The 15,487-nt window shown below is 50.1% G+C and carries 15 protein-coding genes, 1 tRNA gene and 1 pseudogene; 10 read left to right on the top strand and 7 right to left on the bottom strand.

What is annotated here, in order from left to right; translation table 11 throughout:
• Positions 1 to 18 precede the first annotated feature (18 nt).
• From gshB to thrS, 3 genes are all read right to left on the bottom strand, one after another.
• Positions 19 to 978 (bottom strand): glutathione synthase, encoded by a 960-nt coding sequence (gene gshB, locus ACLPHM_RS04115; protein WP_430219997.1) that lies wholly within the window; start codon positions 976 to 978, stop codon positions 19 to 21.
• A gap of 110 nt (positions 979 to 1,088) precedes the next feature.
• Positions 1,089 to 1,628, bottom strand: a complete 540-nt coding sequence (infC, locus tag ACLPHM_RS04120) for a translation initiation factor IF-3 (RefSeq protein WP_430219998.1) — start codon at positions 1,626 to 1,628, stop codon at positions 1,089 to 1,091.
• Positions 1,629 to 1,656: 28 nt separating this feature from the next.
• Positions 1,657 to 3,579 (bottom strand): threonine--tRNA ligase, encoded by a 1,923-nt coding sequence (gene thrS, locus ACLPHM_RS04125; RefSeq protein ID WP_430219999.1) that lies wholly within the window; start codon positions 3,577 to 3,579, stop codon positions 1,657 to 1,659.
• Between the two features lie 439 nt (positions 3,580 to 4,018).
• Between thrS and ACLPHM_RS04130 the strand changes: the two genes are divergently transcribed.
• From ACLPHM_RS04130 to ACLPHM_RS04155, 6 genes are all read left to right on the top strand, one after another.
• Positions 4,019 to 6,952: a xanthine dehydrogenase family protein molybdopterin-binding subunit gene (locus ACLPHM_RS04130; RefSeq protein WP_430220000.1), complete on the top strand. Its 2,934-nt coding sequence runs from the start codon at positions 4,019 to 4,021 to the stop codon at positions 6,950 to 6,952.
• Complete coding sequence (locus ACLPHM_RS04135; protein ID WP_430220001.1) at positions 6,949 to 7,494, top strand: (2Fe-2S)-binding protein; 546 nt, start codon at positions 6,949 to 6,951, stop codon at positions 7,492 to 7,494. The genes ACLPHM_RS04130 and ACLPHM_RS04135 overlap by 4 nt, the downstream gene beginning before the upstream one ends.
• 9 nt (positions 7,495 to 7,503) lie before the next feature.
• The gene (locus ACLPHM_RS04140; protein WP_430220002.1) at positions 7,504 to 8,796 is read left to right on the top strand and encodes a cytochrome c; all 1,293 of its coding nucleotides are present in this window, start codon (positions 7,504 to 7,506) and stop codon (positions 8,794 to 8,796) included.
• A 51-nt stretch (positions 8,797 to 8,847) separates the two neighbouring features.
• Positions 8,848 to 9,471, top strand: coding sequence for a nucleotidyltransferase family protein (locus ACLPHM_RS04145; RefSeq protein WP_430220003.1), 624 nt, complete (start codon positions 8,848 to 8,850; stop codon positions 9,469 to 9,471).
• The gene (locus ACLPHM_RS04150; RefSeq protein WP_430220004.1) at positions 9,468 to 10,433 is read left to right on the top strand and encodes an XdhC family protein; all 966 of its coding nucleotides are present in this window, start codon (positions 9,468 to 9,470) and stop codon (positions 10,431 to 10,433) included. Before ACLPHM_RS04145 ends, ACLPHM_RS04150 begins: the two co-directional genes overlap by 4 nt.
• Positions 10,434 to 10,505: 72 nt before the next feature.
• A tRNA-Val gene (locus tag ACLPHM_RS04155) sits at positions 10,506 to 10,582 on the top strand.
• A gap of 296 nt (positions 10,583 to 10,878) precedes the next feature.
• On the opposite strand, the gene ACLPHM_RS04160 is transcribed toward ACLPHM_RS04155, so the two are convergent.
• The 4 genes from ACLPHM_RS04160 to ACLPHM_RS04175 all read right to left on the bottom strand — a co-directional run bounded on the left by ACLPHM_RS04160 (position 10,879) and on the right by ACLPHM_RS04175 (position 12,683).
• Positions 10,879 to 11,421, bottom strand: coding sequence for an HGGxSTG domain-containing protein (locus ACLPHM_RS04160; RefSeq protein WP_430220005.1), 543 nt, complete (start codon positions 11,419 to 11,421; stop codon positions 10,879 to 10,881).
• A gap of 111 nt (positions 11,422 to 11,532) precedes the next feature.
• On the bottom strand, positions 11,533 to 11,763 hold the full coding sequence (locus ACLPHM_RS04165) for a hypothetical protein (RefSeq protein ID WP_430220006.1): 231 nt from the start codon (positions 11,761 to 11,763) through the stop codon (positions 11,533 to 11,535).
• Between the two features lie 115 nt (positions 11,764 to 11,878).
• Positions 11,879 to 12,580 (bottom strand): hypothetical protein, encoded by a 702-nt coding sequence (locus tag ACLPHM_RS04170; protein ID WP_430220774.1) that lies wholly within the window; start codon positions 12,578 to 12,580, stop codon positions 11,879 to 11,881.
• Positions 12,528 to 12,683 carry a terminase small subunit gene (locus ACLPHM_RS04175; protein WP_430220007.1) on the bottom strand — a complete coding sequence of 52 codons (156 nt, stop codon included), beginning with the start codon at positions 12,681 to 12,683 and terminating at the stop codon, positions 12,528 to 12,530. Before ACLPHM_RS04175 ends, ACLPHM_RS04170 begins: the two co-directional genes overlap by 53 nt.
• Between ACLPHM_RS04175 and ACLPHM_RS04180 the strand changes: the two genes are divergently transcribed.
• The 4 genes and pseudogenes from ACLPHM_RS04180 (at position 12,682) to ACLPHM_RS04195 (ending at position 15,134) form a co-directional block, all read left to right on the top strand.
• On the top strand, positions 12,682 to 13,419 hold the full coding sequence (locus tag ACLPHM_RS04180) for a hypothetical protein (protein WP_430220008.1): 738 nt from the start codon (positions 12,682 to 12,684) through the stop codon (positions 13,417 to 13,419). The genes ACLPHM_RS04175 and ACLPHM_RS04180 overlap by 2 nt on opposite strands.
• A gap of 506 nt (positions 13,420 to 13,925) precedes the next feature.
• Positions 13,926 to 14,477, top strand: a complete 552-nt coding sequence (locus ACLPHM_RS04185) for a hypothetical protein (protein ID WP_430220009.1) — start codon at positions 13,926 to 13,928, stop codon at positions 14,475 to 14,477.
• A 266-nt stretch (positions 14,478 to 14,743) separates the two neighbouring features.
• Positions 14,744 to 15,082 (top strand): annotated as a pseudogene (ssb, locus tag ACLPHM_RS04190) (single-stranded DNA-binding protein); the annotation flags it as partial.
• Positions 15,045 to 15,134 (top strand): hypothetical protein, encoded by a 90-nt coding sequence (locus ACLPHM_RS04195; protein ID WP_430220010.1) that lies wholly within the window; start codon positions 15,045 to 15,047, stop codon positions 15,132 to 15,134. The pseudogene ssb and the gene ACLPHM_RS04195, both read left to right, overlap by 38 nt.
• Positions 15,135 to 15,487: the final 353 nt, after the last annotated feature.

The following is a 15,487-nucleotide window of genomic DNA, read 5'->3' on the forward strand; positions in this document are numbered from 1 at the left end:
GCCAAACGGGGGTACTGCTTAGCCACTGACAGCCTCTTCTAAGGCCTCAGCAAAACGCTCAGCAACGTTATAGCCCGTTTGCTCGGTGATTTCCACAAAGCAAGTGGGGCTAGTGACGTTAATTTCTGTTAGGTAGCTCCCTATCACATCTAAGCCTACCAACATCAGCCCACGCTTTACTAACTCAGGCCCAATTGCTTCGGCAATACGTCTATCGTTTTCGGTTAACGGCTGAGCCACACCACGGCCACCCGCTGCCAAATTACCGCGCGTTTCGCCGGCCAACGGGATACGGGCCAAGCAATACGGCACAGGCTCACCATTAATCAGCAAAATGCGTTTATCGCCATCCACAATTTCAGGAATATAACGCTGCGCCATGATGGTTTGCGTGCCCATCTGCGTTAGCGCTTCCAGAATAGAGCCTACGTTTGGATCGTCTGCTTTAATACGGAAAATGCCGCTTCCGCCCATACCATCTAAGGGCTTCACAATCACATCACTGTATTGCGCATGAAAAGCGCGTAACTGCACCATATTACGGCTCACCAATGTGGGTACCGTAAATTGCGAAAACTCGGTGATAGCCAGTTTTTCAGGGTGATTACGCAGCGCACTACCGCTATTAAATACCTTAGCCCCTTGTTGCTCGGCGTAGCTAAGCAGGTGCGTGGTGTAGTTGAACTCCATATCAAAAGGAGGATCTTTACGCATAACAACCGCATCAAAGTGGTTGAGCTCTACGTCAAAAGACTCCCCTTCTTGTTGCCACCAATTGGCCGCACGCAAATTAGCATCTTGTGCAATAACGATAGATTGCGCCTTACAGCGAACGCGGCCCTCGATGATGTACAAGTCGGGTTGCAAGGCCACACTCACCTTGTGACCACGCGCCATTAGGGCACGCATCATGGCAACAGAAGTGTCCTTGTACGCCGACAAGGCAGGCAATGGATCAATGATAAATAAGCTATGCATAATCAACTCTGAAACAAAGCCCCTCATGAAGCAACGTCATGAAGGGCTTATTGCCGCGACTCAGGCCGCAAAAATCAGCATTAGGCTGATAGACAGTTAAGCGTAAAAGCTTACACTGCCTTCTTTTTAGGTGCCAAGACCATAATCATCTGACGACCTTCCAGCTTAGGCATGGCTTCGACTTGGCAGATTTCCTCTACTTCGTCACGCACGCGTTCCAACACGCGCATACCCAGCTCTTGGTGAGCCATCTCACGACCACGGAATCGCAAAGAAACCTTGACCTTGTCCCCATCTTCGATAAAGCGTCGAACGTTACGCAGCTTGACGTTAAAGTCGCCATCATCCGTACCGGGACGGAATTTTACTTCCTTGATCTGGATTATCTTTTGTTTAGAACGCGCCTCTTGTTGGCGCTTCTGTTCCTGATAACGGAACTTACCATAATCCATCAACCGGCATACGGGCGGCTCAGCCTGCGGAGCGATCTCGACCAAATCAACATCGTGTTCCTCGGCCATATCCAGCGCGTCGGCTACTTTAACAACCCCTAATTGTTCACCCTCAATTCCAATGAGTCGCACCTCAGGGATACGGATTTCTCCGTTGATGCGATGTTTTCTTTCGGTTGCGATATCTAGAACTCCCAAAAAATTAAATATAAATAGCCGCAGTCACTTACTGACGGCTTTCGATTTCGTTTTGTAAGCGTTGGGCAAAATCATCCAAGGACATTACGCCCAGATCCACACCACCACGACCACGCACGGCGACGGAACCTGCTTCCGCTTCTTTGTCCCCAACTACAAGTATATAAGGGACTTTCTGCATACTGTGTTCTCGGATTTTACGAGTGATTTTTTCACCACGCAAATCGGCCGTTACACGCATGCCCAGTTTAACCAGCTTTTGCGCAACAGCTTGCGCATAATCAGCTGACGATTCGGCAATACAACACACCACGGCTTGCTGTGGCGACAACCATGCTGGCAATGCCCCTGCATAGTTTTCGATCAACATTCCGATAAAACGTTCAAAAGAACCCAAAATTGCTCGGTGCAACATGACAGGTGTACGACGTTGATCTTGCGCATCCACGTATTCAGCACCCAAGCGCTGAGGCATGGAGAAGTCCACCTGAATGGTACCGCACTGCCAATGACGACCAATAGCGTCTTTCAGTGTGTATTCAATTTTAGGGCCATAAAATGCACCATCGCCTTCAGCAACGATGAACTCACACCCTGTGCGACGCAGACTTTCCATCAGCGCTGCTTCAGATTTATCCCACACTTCATCGCTACCGATACGTTTCTCGGGGCGAGTCGCTACTTTGTACAAAATCTCAGTAAAACCGAATTCTTTGTATACCTGCTGCAGCAACGCAGTGAAGTTCGCACATTCTTCTTGCAACTGATCTTCAGTACAGAAAATGTGACCATCATCTTGCGTAAAGCCACGCACACGCATCATGCCATGCAACGCGCCAGACGGCTCGTTACGGTGACACTGACCGAACTCACCGTAACGAATAGGCAATTCACGATACGAGTGCAAGTTAGCGTTGAAAATCTGTACGTGACCAGGACAGTTCATAGGCTTCAAACCGTACATGCGGTTCTCAGACTCTGTGGTGAACATGTTGTCGCTGTAGTTATCCCAGTGGCCTGTTTTCTTCCACATGGACAAGTCTAGAATTTGTGGCGCTTTAACTTCTTGGTAACCGTTATCTAGGTATACCTTGCGCATAAACTGTTCAACTTGCTGCCAAACCACCCAACCTTTAGGGTGCCAGAAAATCAAACCTGGGGCTTCGTCTTGGAAGTGGAACAGATCAAGTTCACGACCCAAGCGACGGTGATCACGTTTCTCGGCCTCTTCCAGCATATGCAGGTAAGCCGCTTGTTCGTCTTTAGTCGCCCACGCGGTACCGTAAATACGCTGCAGCATTTCGTTTTTGCTGTCGCCACGCCAGTACGCACCTGCCACCTTCATTAGCTTGAATACTTTCAGCTTGCCTGTAGACGGCACGTGAGGACCACGACACAGGTCTACAAACTTGCCTTCGCGGTACAGCGAAATTTTTTGCTCCGCAGGAATAGAAGCGATGATCTCAGCTTTGTATTCTTCACCAATACCACGGAAGAATTTCACCGCCTCATCACGATCCCATTCTTCGCGTACAACCTGCTCATCCTGTTTTGCTAACTCGGCCATTTTCTTTTCAATGGCTTGCAAGTCTTCTGGCGTGAAGGGGCGCTTGTACGAAAAGTCGTAGTAAAAGCCGTTATCAATGACTGGCCCAATCGTTACCTGTGCATCCGGGAACAATTCTTTTACCGCATACGCCAACAAGTGGGCGGTAGAGTGACGCAGCACATCTAGGCCATCGGCATCTTTAGCGGTCACAATCGCCAATTTGGCATCGCGATCAATCACGAAACTGGTATCAACCAGCTCTGGTTCTGTACCTTCAAACGTCACCTTGCCGGCCAGTGCCGCGCGCCCCAGTCCAGTGCCAATAGAGTAGGCAATATCGTTAATAGAAACCGGATTTTCGAACTCGCGTTGCGAACCATCGGGTAAGGTGATTTGAATCATAAATGCTTCCTAAAACAAAAAACGCGGCATACAAGCCGCGTTTCGGTATTTGGTCTGATGTTATCAGCGTTTGAACACAATGCGGCTACGGCTAGTTGGGCCAGGTAGTAGTTCGCGTTGTGGTCATAATGTCTTTCCAATAACTAATCATCAATAAGAATACGGTTTGATTTTAGCATCAAGTTTAACAAGCATGAAAACTATTGCTCTCCCTGCCGTGATTTAGGGGTCGCAATTCACAAAGCTTGGATTCTATGCTGCATAAACACAACAGGCTCTGACACCATTAAAAATTTTTAGTAAAGCTTTGCAAGCAAACGGGGAATTGACATGGCTTTTGCATACTATAGAAACAGATGAAAGGGCACTGAGCCCGCCCTTTCCTAACTACAAAAACGCAAGCAGCAAATCAAAACTCTACACTCACAGGGAGATACCTATGGCATCAGGATTTACCCGCCGTGACTTCATCAAACTAGGTACGTTTGCTGGCATCACGGTTACGTTGGCACGCCTGCCCTTTGCCCATGCAATAGAAGTTCATTCCGGCCTGGGCGCATCTGGCTGGATGAGCAACGATGGACAAGCCCGCTATCGCTGGGATGCTATACGCAAAGTCACGGGGCAGAAAGTCTTTGCACGCGACTTCCGCGCCATGAACCTACCCGGCTGGCCTAAGCAACAAGCACATGCATTTTTTGTGAAGGCCACCCAAGCCGATAAAACCTTTGAAGGGTTAGCACTAGACAGATTAGGTGATGACTTACAACCCGATAGGTTGCTTTTCCATGAGGACCTAGAGCGCGATGGCATACAAGTGCCTAAGCCTGCCGACCTGGGCCCAGACTTTTATGGTCAAAGCTTTCTAACACCCAAAGGTACCACCCCCACCATGCTGGGCCACCCCGTAGCCCTCTTGGTGTATCACGATTTTGACAAGTTCGAGGCCGCCAAACGCCAACTGCGTTTTGATACCGAATTTGTGCTGTATGGCAAAACCACTGGCCCCAACCCGCCGCCTAACTTTGGTGCGGCACGCTACGTGCGTATTGGTGGTGAATCGCCCACTGGCGAGCCAGAGTTCTCCCCCATTCAAGACGCCGTAATTTGGGGCAGCTTTGATGGTGCTACCGCTGTTTGGCCACCTGCTGACCAAGATGGGATTTTTGTACCTCAATCGGTCATGCATAAACATCGTGGCGGTGGTGCAGGCAATCGCGACCCTCAACAAGTCGCACAAGAAACCTACAAACCCATGCAGCGCGGCATGGAAGCCGCAGCCATCATTGCTGCTGATATAGAGGCCGCACGCCAAGACCCCGACAAAATTGTGATTGAGCGCCATGGTTACTCACAATCCATAGACCCCTGTGCGATGGAGCCCGACAACGGCAATGCGTGGTACGACGCTGATACCCGCACTCTGCATATTCTGGCGGCAGCACAATCCCCCTATGAAGTCGCGCGTGTTGCTGCCTTCATGGTGAAAGACAACAAACGCTTCCCCGTAGAGCATATTGAAATTCTAACGGGTACCACCGTTGGTTATGGCTCTAAAGACCACTCTATCTTCCCCTTCTACGTAATTGCTGCCTGTTTTTACGGCGATGGCCTGCCTGTACGCTTGGCAAACGACCGTTACGAACAGTTCCAGATGGGTATTAAACGCCATGCGTTTGATATGAACGTGAGCATCACTGCTGACAGAAAAACAGGGCAATTCGAGATACTAAAAGGCGACTATGCCTGTGACGGCGGCGGACGCGCCAACTTCTCGTTCTCAGTAGCCCAAGTAGGCGCTACTGCTGCCCAGTCTATTTATTACTTCCCTAAATCAGACTTAGCCAGCACAGCCTTGTCCAGCCGCGCGGTAGAAGCTGGCTCCATGCGTGGGTATGGCACCATCCAAACCATGACCATGACTGAGATGCTGGTAGACGAGCTGGCATCTGAGTTAAAGATGGATGCCATTGAGTTACGCCGTCGTAATGCTCTGCTGCCCAACTACCCCAACACACAAGGCGCCGTTCAGCTAGGTGAGCCCCGTTTGGTAGAAATGCTGGATATCGCCAGCAAACACCCTCTCTGGCTGAATAAAGACAACGCCAAAGCCGAGTTCGACGCAGCCAACCCAGGCAAAAGCTACGGCGTAGGTTTTGCACAAGTCCAAAAGGACTACGGTACTGGTGCGGATACTAGCGCCTTGGTGCTGGAATTTGATGCGGATGGCAACATCACCATGCGTCACTGTTTGCAAGAGATTGGCACGGGTGCTACCACAGCCCAGCAAGTCATGATTCAACAAATGCTGGGACAAGCCCCTGAAACGGTAGAATTTGGTGTAACTGAATTCGCACAACTGCCCTTAGTCAGCAACTGGTCGCCCTACACCACCACACAGGAAGAACAAGATAAGCTCGCAGCCAACCCATTTTGGGTACCTTTCATGCTGCCTGCCATGAGTGCTTCTAATAGTGTGTACTTCATTGGTTTCGGTACACGCCAAGCGGCTAACTTCTTGTTAGAACACAGCCTCTGGCCTGCTGCCAAAGCCATTTGGAGTGATGGCCCTGCCGGCGGTGAAATCGCTCCAGGCGATGTGGCATTGTCTGATCTGCGCGCCTACCCCGGCGGTATTGGTGGCGCAGGCATGACGCCTATTCCTTTTGCGCAACTCGCTAAAAAAGCTCACGAAATGGGGCTCATTACTGGTGTTGCTTTGCACTGTTTCAGCCGCTGGGAATGGGCCAGAGGCAGCTTTGACATCCCCGGTTCTGGTGAACGCACCCTACCGGTAGATGCACTAGCGGTACGCTACGGTGATGGTGCCTCTGAAGCCTTGAAAAAACGCATGACCACTGGCGGCTACGACTACCTCAAACGCAGCAAAATCGACTACCCACCCGTACAACGTAACAATGCAGGCGTCACCACCTACACACCTGCCGCCTGTTTGGTGGAGCTTAACGTCAACACCTTTACTGGTGATGTAGAAATCATGCGCCTGCATAATCTACTAGACCCCGGCAAAGTTGTTGTGCAAGCGCTGGTTTCAGGCCAACAGCAAGGCGGTCTTGCTATGGGTATAGGCCACGCATTGATGGAAGAATTGCCGCTCTATGAAGATGGCCCCGGTAACGGTACGTGGAACTTCAACCGCTACACCTTGCCGCGCGCTAAAAACGTCGCTGTCTGGAACCAGACCGTGGATTATCTCCCCCCACTTTCAGAAACCTCGCCCCCTAAAGGCATGGCAGAAGTGGTCATGATCCCTGTGGTTTCGGCCATTAGTAATGCCGTAGCACATGCTACCGGCAAACGTTTTTACGAACTCCCCATCACCGCAGAGAAAATCAAGGAAGCCTTAGCATGAGCTTAGAAAAACAACCCCTGACGCTCACGATCAACGGCAAAACCATTGGTCCTGTAGACGTTCCTGTCGACATGCCCATGATCGACTTTCTGCATGAGCACCTCAACCTCACGGGCACGCGCTTTGGTTGCGGCCAAGGCATTTGTCACGCCTGTACCATCGTAGAGAACCATCCTGATGGTACGACCACCGAAAGCCGTACCTGTGTGTTTAGCGCCCACTACTTCAACAACAAGTCCATCACGACTATTGAAGGCCAAGCCAAGTACGACAAACTGGGCAAGGTTGAAGCCTTAACACCGGTACAGCAAGCCTTTATCGACCACTTCTCGTTCCAGTGCGGCTACTGCACACCCGGTTTTGTGGCCGGGGCCACAGTGTTTCTGGATGGCCTCAAGCGCAAGCCTGTACAACGTGCCAATCTAGAAAGTGCTATCGAAGAAGCCTTAAACGACCATATCTGTCGTTGCACGGGCTATGTACGTTATTACGAAGCCGTGAAGGAAGTTGCTCTGGCAACGCCCGGCTGTGTGATCGACTAAGGAGGCAACATGCTACGTAAAGTAATCATTACCGTGATTCTGGTGGCTGTGGTGGTCTGTATTGCCATCTTGCTGGGTGCATTTCGCAGCACCAGCGTTGCCCCCGGTGTCGATAAGCCGCTAAGCGCTGATGAAATGCAGCAGTTGATCCCCCGTGGGCGTGAGTTAGCCATGGCGGGTGACTGTTTTGGCTGTCACTCTCAACCCCAAGGCCCTAAAGCGGCGGGCGGTGTGGCCATTGGCACACCCTTTGGCACGCTGTACTCCACCAACATCACGCCAGATCCTACCTACGGTATAGGCAAGTACACCCGTGCGGATTTCCACCGTGCGTTGAAAGATGGTGTGGCCCCTAAAGGCAACTTGTACCCGGCCATGCCGTACATCTTCACGCACATCACCACACCTGAAGATATAGATGCGCTGTATGCCTACCTGATGAGTATCCCCCCTATTGCGGTAGCTAATAAGAGCAATAGTGGTGCATTCTCGTTACCCGTGCGTCCGTTCATGAACTTCTGGAATTTGCTGAACTTCCCTAATCGCGGCGTTCCCGAGAACCCAGAGCGTTCAGCACAATGGTTACGTGGTGCGTACTTGGTGCAGGGTGTAGGCCATTGTGCAAGCTGCCACACACCACAGAACTTTATGATGGGCGTGGATTTCTCTCGTGACTTCCAAGGTGGTGAGATCAATGGGTGGGCTATTCCTAACATCACATCCAGCGCTCTCATCAAACATGGGTTTGACGTAGAGACACTCACACAGTACTTGAGTACAGGTATGGCACCACAAGGCACCTCGTTTGCAGATATGCATACGGTCACACACTTCTCTACCAGTGCCATGGAAAAAGATGATGTTACGGCCGTTGCAACCTACCTGCTAACCGCTCCAGATGGTAGCCTGCCACCTGCCGCCGCACCTCCAATGCCACTACCTGAGGCAGAAGACCCTGCCCCAGACAGTGACATGGCCATAGGTCGACGTACCTACTTAGCCGCTTGCGCGGGTTGCCATGGCAGCAAAGGGGAAGGTATCCCTAACGTGGCCCCTGCGATGTATGGCAACGCCACATTGGCGATGGACAGTGCCCAAGACCTCATTCGCGTCGTGTTAAACGGCATCCCCACACAAACATTCACAGGCAACCAGCGCATGTATGCCATGCCACCCTTTGCGCATGATCTCAGCGACGAAGAAATCGCCGATTTGTCTACGTGGATGCGTGCAGAATGGGGAGGCCAAGCCACTGCTGTAACCTCTGATCAAGTACAGCAAATCTCTCGCGCTTTTCATTAACCCTTCACTCCTGCTGCACTGGTATACAAAGCCAGTGCAGCACTCTTTTCTATGCATCAGTTAGGTATATTGTTAGCTGCTGGATATGGTCGTCGCTTTCAAGCTCTGCAAGCTCAGGGTAATAAACTGCTCGCCCCTTTAGAAAACAACCGGAGCGTTGCTGCAACTAGCTTGCACAACTTACGACAGGCCGTAGACCACGTCATCGTCGTCATCCGCCCAGACAGCCCCGAGTTGTATGAACAGCTAGCACAACCCAACTGCACCATCGTAGAAAGCGAGCTAGCTCATACCGGTATGGGAGCCAGCCTCGCTGATGCTGCACGCGCTGCCTTACAGCACTACACCCCCTCCCCTAAGGCAACCGTATTAGTCGCCTTGGCGGATATGCCCTGTATTCCTACTCAGTGTTTTCAGCAAGTGCAACACGCATTACAAACCCGCCCCATCGCCGCCCCGCTTTACCAAGGCGAACGTGGCCACCCAGTAGGCTTTCAATGGCATTTACTTCCGGAACTGGCCACCCTATCCGGGGACGAAGGTGCACGCAGCCTACTACAACGCCACGGCATTCAATTACTGCCTTGTGATGATGCTGGCGTATGTTTTGACATTGATGAACCCGACGACTTGCAACACCCCACTCTTCACTCTTTTTTGCGGAGCCACACATGAACGCCATGGACCTAGACGTACTACAACACGCCCACGATTGGGTCATGGCCGGCCATACCGTGCACCTAGTCACCGTCGTACAAACCTGGGGGTCTGCACCACGCCAAGCCGGGGCCATGCTAGTCGTACGTGAAGATGGCAGGCTGATGGGGTCTGTTTCGGGGGGCTGCATAGAAGACGACCTAATCCGCAAAGCCAAAAACAACGAGCTGGGCACCAAGCCCGCCCCCTTGCTATACGGCGTATCCCAAGCCGAAGCCGCACGCTTTGGCCTACCCTGCGGCGGCACATTAAAACTCATGGTAGAGCCCATCGCTGACACACAATGGTTAGATAAGGTCTTAGAGGCGATACGACAACACCGTTTATTGCTGCGCACCGTAAGCTTAAGTGATGGCTCCTACCAGCTAGCACCCGCCACCCCAGACATGCAGACCGCATTGAGCGACACCCACTTTCAAAGCGTCTACGGACCGCATTGGCATTTGCTGATCATTGGCGCCAACCAGACCGCTCGCACCCTTTGCGCCATCGCCAACGCCCTAGACTTTCATGTCACCGTGTGCGATCCCCGCAAAGAATTCTTCGAAGATTGGGACGTGCCTTACGCTACGCTAGTGACCACCATGCCTGACGACACCATCGTAGAAATGGGCGTCAACCATCGCACCGCCATCGTTGCCCTCACCCACGACCCTAAACTGGACGACATGGCCTTGTTAGAAGCCCTAATCTCGCCCGCCTTTTACGTAGGTGCACTGGGCTCTAAAGCCAACCAAGTCAAACGCCGAGAGAGGCTAAAACTCTTTGATCTAACCGATACCGATATAGACCGCTTACACGGCCCGGTGGGACTACCTATCTCGAGTCGCACACCCGCAGAAATAGCCGTGGCAATCGCGGCAGAACTTATACAAGTACGAAATAGATTGCCGGTAGAGTCACAGAAATCCGCTGCTTAGCATCAAGGATAAATGATTAACCCCACCACCACTTGACGCCGTTACAAAAACCATCGTATTATTACGTTCTTTAGGCGGTTAGCTCAGTTGGTTAGAGCGCTACGTTGACATCGTAGAGGTCGCTGGTTCGACTCCAGTACCGCCTACCAAAGCACTTCCAAACGGTGCCTAGGACTGCCAAGCAAAGCCGCATATCACAACGATCTGCGGCTTTTTTGTTGCTCAGAGTTACTAGCCTTGCCAAGCCCGGCCCAGAACTTTTGGGGGCATCGTATTTTGACGTTTTTCCGAAAACGATCAAAAATAGCCCCCCCCCCCTTGTAGGCATATTCAGTAATAGCAAAGTCGATTTGAGCCATACAGAGCACAGTTAGCCAGAGTCTCTGTCTTTCCAGACCCGAAACCGCCAATAAACGCAGGGTACTTCGCATCGCACTGGAAAAACCTAGCCTGTGGCTCCGTCATCTGTAGGCGAAGCGTTCGACTTTACATTTACTATCTCGATTTGAATCTTGCCGACAGGCGGTTCTTCAGGAGGCGAACTCTTAGCCAGTTCTGCCCGTGTGCGCTCAAGGCTTTCAATCCGAGCAGTTAGCTTATCGATCAGTGCTGAGTAATCTCGCACCTTGCTATTGGTCGTCACCTGCTCAATGCCTGCGATTGCCGCACCATCCACAATGACTGGTTCACTCTTCTCGCTATCTAGCTCTAAGGTGCTTCCGAACTCAGCCTCTCCAGCAAGCGCACGCATCAAGCGTATACGCGTTAGGCGCAGCTCTTCATCAACCTTGCCCAGTTCCACCTGGGAGGCCAGCTCGGTTTCTTCTTCTGTGTAGTATCGGGAGTAAATGCTCCCTGGTGTCGCTGCGTGCTTGTTGCCCTTATGGGTTACCGCAGCTTTGCCGCCATGCATCCTACAGCGGCCATTCTCCATCACCCTGTTTTTGCATGGCTGGCCACTGCAGGTTTTGGCTCCGCAATGCTCCATAAATAATCTCCTTACAGGGTTTGCATGGGGTGTTTTGGATATTTGGGGAGGAAGGCAATAAAAAAGCCACTCAATGGTGGCCGCAAACTCAAACTAACTTTAGGATCTAACCTACCTCAGCTCATCAAAAAAAGAGGTATGGTCATCCTCATCTACCCATCTCCCAGACTCGAGATAAGCTAATCTACCGTCTGAAAGTTCAAGAGTATCTACAGCAAGATAATCTTTACCGTTATCATCTGATGCATCGACCAGTTTACGATACACATTGCCTGAGATAATTTTTCCTGCTGAATCCCGAACATCCACAGTTCGAAGAAGTGATTTGCTGATCAAATTCATCCCCTTAACATTAGAAAGACCTACTTCACTATTTATTGCTTATCTGGAGTTCTCCCAGCCGCACACTAAAAACACCAAAAAGAAAGGCTGCGATGCTAGCAGTTATCAGAATAGCTTAACAAACATCTAGAACCTCCCTATAGTCGTTAGCCAGTTCATTCAAAAGTTGCTCCCCATCTTTGCTAACCTCATTCCACACGGCTTGCCATGCTGCTATTTTTGGGATATCAGCAGAAGTATCCACTGTCACTCTGAACTTCCCCGCATTCCTATTCATCAATGATAAGAACGATTTCGTGTTTTCAGCGCTCTTTTCTGGCAAGTAGATAAGCCTCGGCAAAAGATAATCCTCAGCAGCCTCCAGAGCTTGTAAAACAGCAATTCTTAAATGCTCTCTTGCATTGCCTTCAATTTCACCCGCTGGTGATGTATATGATCGTGTTGCATCGTATAAATGGCGGAGCACCATATATCCTTGCGCAACCACCTCGGCTCGTTGAGTATGTAAGTGGGAAAATTTGACTTGATGCTCTACTGCAAACCTAGCCAGCTTAGACTTTGATTCCTCAAGCTGACTTTGCAAATCAGCTTCCAGCCTCATGTGCCGTTCCCGTACCCCTGCTTCTATTCTAGTTTTTATATACCAACCGACCGCGGTTGTCCCCATGCCCGCACCAACAAATGAACTAATGGCCTGCTGCAACCACTCTGGCATAAAGCTAGCTCCCTTAATGATTAAGGGGACATAGTATGCCGCAACACCGTCAGACAAACCAACTATGCTTTGGTTTATAGACCTCTCCAGCTTGCGTGGCATTGAGGTCTACTAGATACTCTTCCACGAAGCGGCGCTGTTTTGCGGTAAGCGCCATAGTTTCCTTCTCCATATCAAACACGCCACCGCAGAATGAGGGCAACATGGCCGACAACAAATTAATGTCTTTTTTGAGGACCGCCGTTCAATCCTTAAACCAACACGCGTCTCACCATCAATTCCAAGATCTAATGGAGATAGCCTCTCAAAATATAGACATCGCTGATATCTACACCTCCTCGCATGCTAAAGAGCTCCACACCCCTGTAATTCTTTTGGCTCTATCGAGTCATTCAATATGTATGGCCGCATACATCACCGCATTAACTGGGCACCCAAGTGCCACCACACCAATAAGCAGAACAGCACTGGAAGCTGCGCTCTATGCCTACGGGATATCTAAAGACCCCGAACTATTGGAGAAATGGAGAAATCCACCAGAAAACCGAAGGAATAAAATCAATGCCGCAGTATGTTTGCGCTTACTAAAAGCCAATCATCCTGGGAGGTTTGATCAAGCAGCTCTTTTATACGAAGACTGCATATCAGCCGGCGCACACCCAACACTGTCATCCCTCTTCCGTACATCCAATGTGCGCGATCATCTGCATGACGATAATCATATTTACACGTCAGGAGCAAAGTTCGAGGTTGATGTGATCTCAGAGCCATCCGGCCGATCAATAACGCAGCTTGTTTTTGCAACCTCTATTCATGCATACTGCCTTGTCATTATCGCTTTAGCTGATAGTCACCACCCAAGATCCTTGGAAATAGCCACTAAAGCCGAAGGCGTTCTTTCCACTCTTATGGGCTATTTGAGATCTAACAGCCAACAATAAGAAAACCCGCCGATCTCACGATGGGCGGGCATAATTTACCTTTGTTGAGTGATAGAATCGCATGCTTTCCCCATTGGAAAAGCCAACTCATGCCAATTACTATCCTTATCCCGATCATTACATTGCTTTCGCTTGTACTAGCTTGGCGAACTCGCGGAGTTGATCGGGCACTCAGCCTTGCGATTACAGTATTAAGCGCCGGCTTCTCTGCGGTGTATTTCTATATATTCTCTGCGCTCTGATACAGCCATCCGAAAGAGCAAAACGGCCCTTCACACAAATAAAAACCCGCGCAATCTTTCGACTGGCGGGCTGCTTACTCAATACCTGAAATGACTCTGTTCGCTAGTGTTCAAAACCTCTAGTTTCACTAATACGATCTAAGCCGTTCATTTATACTCAACACTAACACTAACCAATAGGCTCTCATCCATAGCCAAAAGCATATGAAACCCTACGTAATTGAGCTCAAGCCTCTAATCCACCATGCAATTAATGTATTGGGTATGGATGCTCTTATTGGAAAATCTACGGCTGGTAGAAAATACGGGAAAAAAGTCAAAGAAATAACAGCATCACTCCCCTCAGATGCTGGCTTTTATCTATGGGGCTTCTATACTTCAGTTGGCCTTTGGAGAAGTGTTTATCTAGGTAAAGCGGGATACGGAGTAAGCACAAGCCTTCGCTCAAGGATTGATGAAGAGCTACGCGACGAACGCCCATTCGCTTGGTGTGAGCATCAAATGAATACTGATCATATTTGGCAGAAATGGAAGAATCCAGACAACATACCTGGTCACGAACCAAGCCCAAAGGCTAGACAACACTTTGACAGATCTATTCGTAAAGCGGGGAGTACTCACGTCATAGCAGTTAGCCTACCTGTTTCAGAGATAGACAATAAGTCCATCTCCTCCATTGAGGCAGACCTTATTGAAACGCTCAACCCTATAGCAAACGTACAGCGACCGCGACCACACTCCTCACTTCAAGATAAAACAATTGAGGTAATTCGTGTTTTTAAGGACTCTATACACTCACATCGACCAGCAAGGTAGAATCAATCTTCCCAACGACAAGCTCAGCCAGAAAATCAGCTGACAACTCGACAGGAAATACATCATGAGCATGCTTGCTAGCCTGTTCCTGTGGAGGCTCGCCTTTGCTGTTGGCGGTACCGGCACATGGTTTGGCAACACCACATTCGCCCCCCCATCGCCCCCAGCGAAGTAATACCTACCCAAGCCTACTTTTGGAGCTGGCTGGTCTGCATCACTATTTATGTAATCTTGGCCTTCACTGGCCCTACCCCGGACACTAATCCATGACTTCAGTTAACAAAGTAATTCTGGTGGACAACTTAGGCCGCGATCCTGAAGTACGCTACGGCGCAGAAGGCAACGCCATCTGCAATATCTCAATCGCCACTATGTCTACACACAAAGACAGAAACTCCGGTGAGCGAGTCTAAACAACCGAATGGCACCGCGTGGTGTTCTACAACCGTCTAGCAGAAATCGCTGGCGAATACCTGAAAAAAGGTAGCTCAGTCTACGTTGAAGGCCGACTACGCACACGCAAATGGCAGGGCCAAGACGGTAAGGACTACTACACCACCGAGATCATTGCTGACCAAATGCAAATACTTCCAGCGAAGAGGTCAAACTAATGGGGAGCTGACAAATACGCTTGAATCTCATCCAGCAATGAATTAACCAGTTGTTCAGTCTGAGCGTGATGGCTCTCAACCATCCTATAGTTATTTTGAATACCTTGTTGTGCATGAGGGCTACGCCATAAATTTTGCTGAGCCACTTTATTTAGTTCGTCTTTCATCGTCCTAATTGAATAGAGCAGCCCCTCCATTTCAGCATAAGTCTTAATAACTAAAGCCCGCAGCCCATCATCCTTTACCAACCCCAAATCTTTGCACATAGCGGTATAGACATGGAAAGGATTTTCCGGTGCTGCCCACTCGAACGGGCCTACCTCTCTTATAGAGCCATCAGCAATAGCATTCCCAATCTTTTCCATGTACTGGCCTTGGCGAATAACAATTTCTGTCCTT

This window comes from Paenalcaligenes sp. Me131 (assembly GCF_050487225.1).
Classification (GTDB): Bacteria; Pseudomonadota; Gammaproteobacteria; order Burkholderiales; family Burkholderiaceae_B; genus Paenalcaligenes.

Excerpts from the sequence above, each read along its gene's own strand:
- gshB (WP_430219997.1), bottom strand. The coding sequence starts at position 978 with ATGCATAGCTTATTTATCATTGATCCATTGCCTGCCTTGTCGGCGTAC.
- thrS (WP_430219999.1), bottom strand. The coding sequence starts at position 3,579 with ATGATTCAAATCACCTTACCCGATGGTTCGCAACGCGAGTTCGAAAAT.
- ACLPHM_RS04130 (WP_430220000.1), top strand. The coding sequence starts at position 4,019 with ATGGCATCAGGATTTACCCGCCGTGACTTCATCAAACTAGGTACGTTT.
- ACLPHM_RS04135 (WP_430220001.1), top strand. The coding sequence starts at position 6,949 with ATGAGCTTAGAAAAACAACCCCTGACGCTCACGATCAACGGCAAAACC.
- ACLPHM_RS04140 (WP_430220002.1), top strand. The coding sequence starts at position 7,504 with ATGCTACGTAAAGTAATCATTACCGTGATTCTGGTGGCTGTGGTGGTC.
- ACLPHM_RS04145 (WP_430220003.1), top strand. The coding sequence starts at position 8,848 with ATGCATCAGTTAGGTATATTGTTAGCTGCTGGATATGGTCGTCGCTTT.
- ACLPHM_RS04150 (WP_430220004.1), top strand. The coding sequence starts at position 9,468 with ATGAACGCCATGGACCTAGACGTACTACAACACGCCCACGATTGGGTC.
- ACLPHM_RS04160 (WP_430220005.1), bottom strand. The coding sequence starts at position 11,421 with ATGGAGCATTGCGGAGCCAAAACCTGCAGTGGCCAGCCATGCAAAAAC.
- ACLPHM_RS04165 (WP_430220006.1), bottom strand. The coding sequence starts at position 11,763 with ATGAATTTGATCAGCAAATCACTTCTTCGAACTGTGGATGTTCGGGAT.
- ACLPHM_RS04170 (WP_430220774.1), bottom strand. The coding sequence starts at position 12,580 with ATGCCACGCAAGCTGGAGAGGTCTATAAACCAAAGCATAGTTGGTTTG.
- ACLPHM_RS04180 (WP_430220008.1), top strand. The coding sequence starts at position 12,682 with ATGGCCGACAACAAATTAATGTCTTTTTTGAGGACCGCCGTTCAATCC.
- ACLPHM_RS04175 (WP_430220007.1), bottom strand. The coding sequence starts at position 12,683 with ATGTTGCCCTCATTCTGCGGTGGCGTGTTTGATATGGAGAAGGAAACT.
- ACLPHM_RS04185 (WP_430220009.1), top strand. The coding sequence starts at position 13,926 with ATGGATGCTCTTATTGGAAAATCTACGGCTGGTAGAAAATACGGGAAA.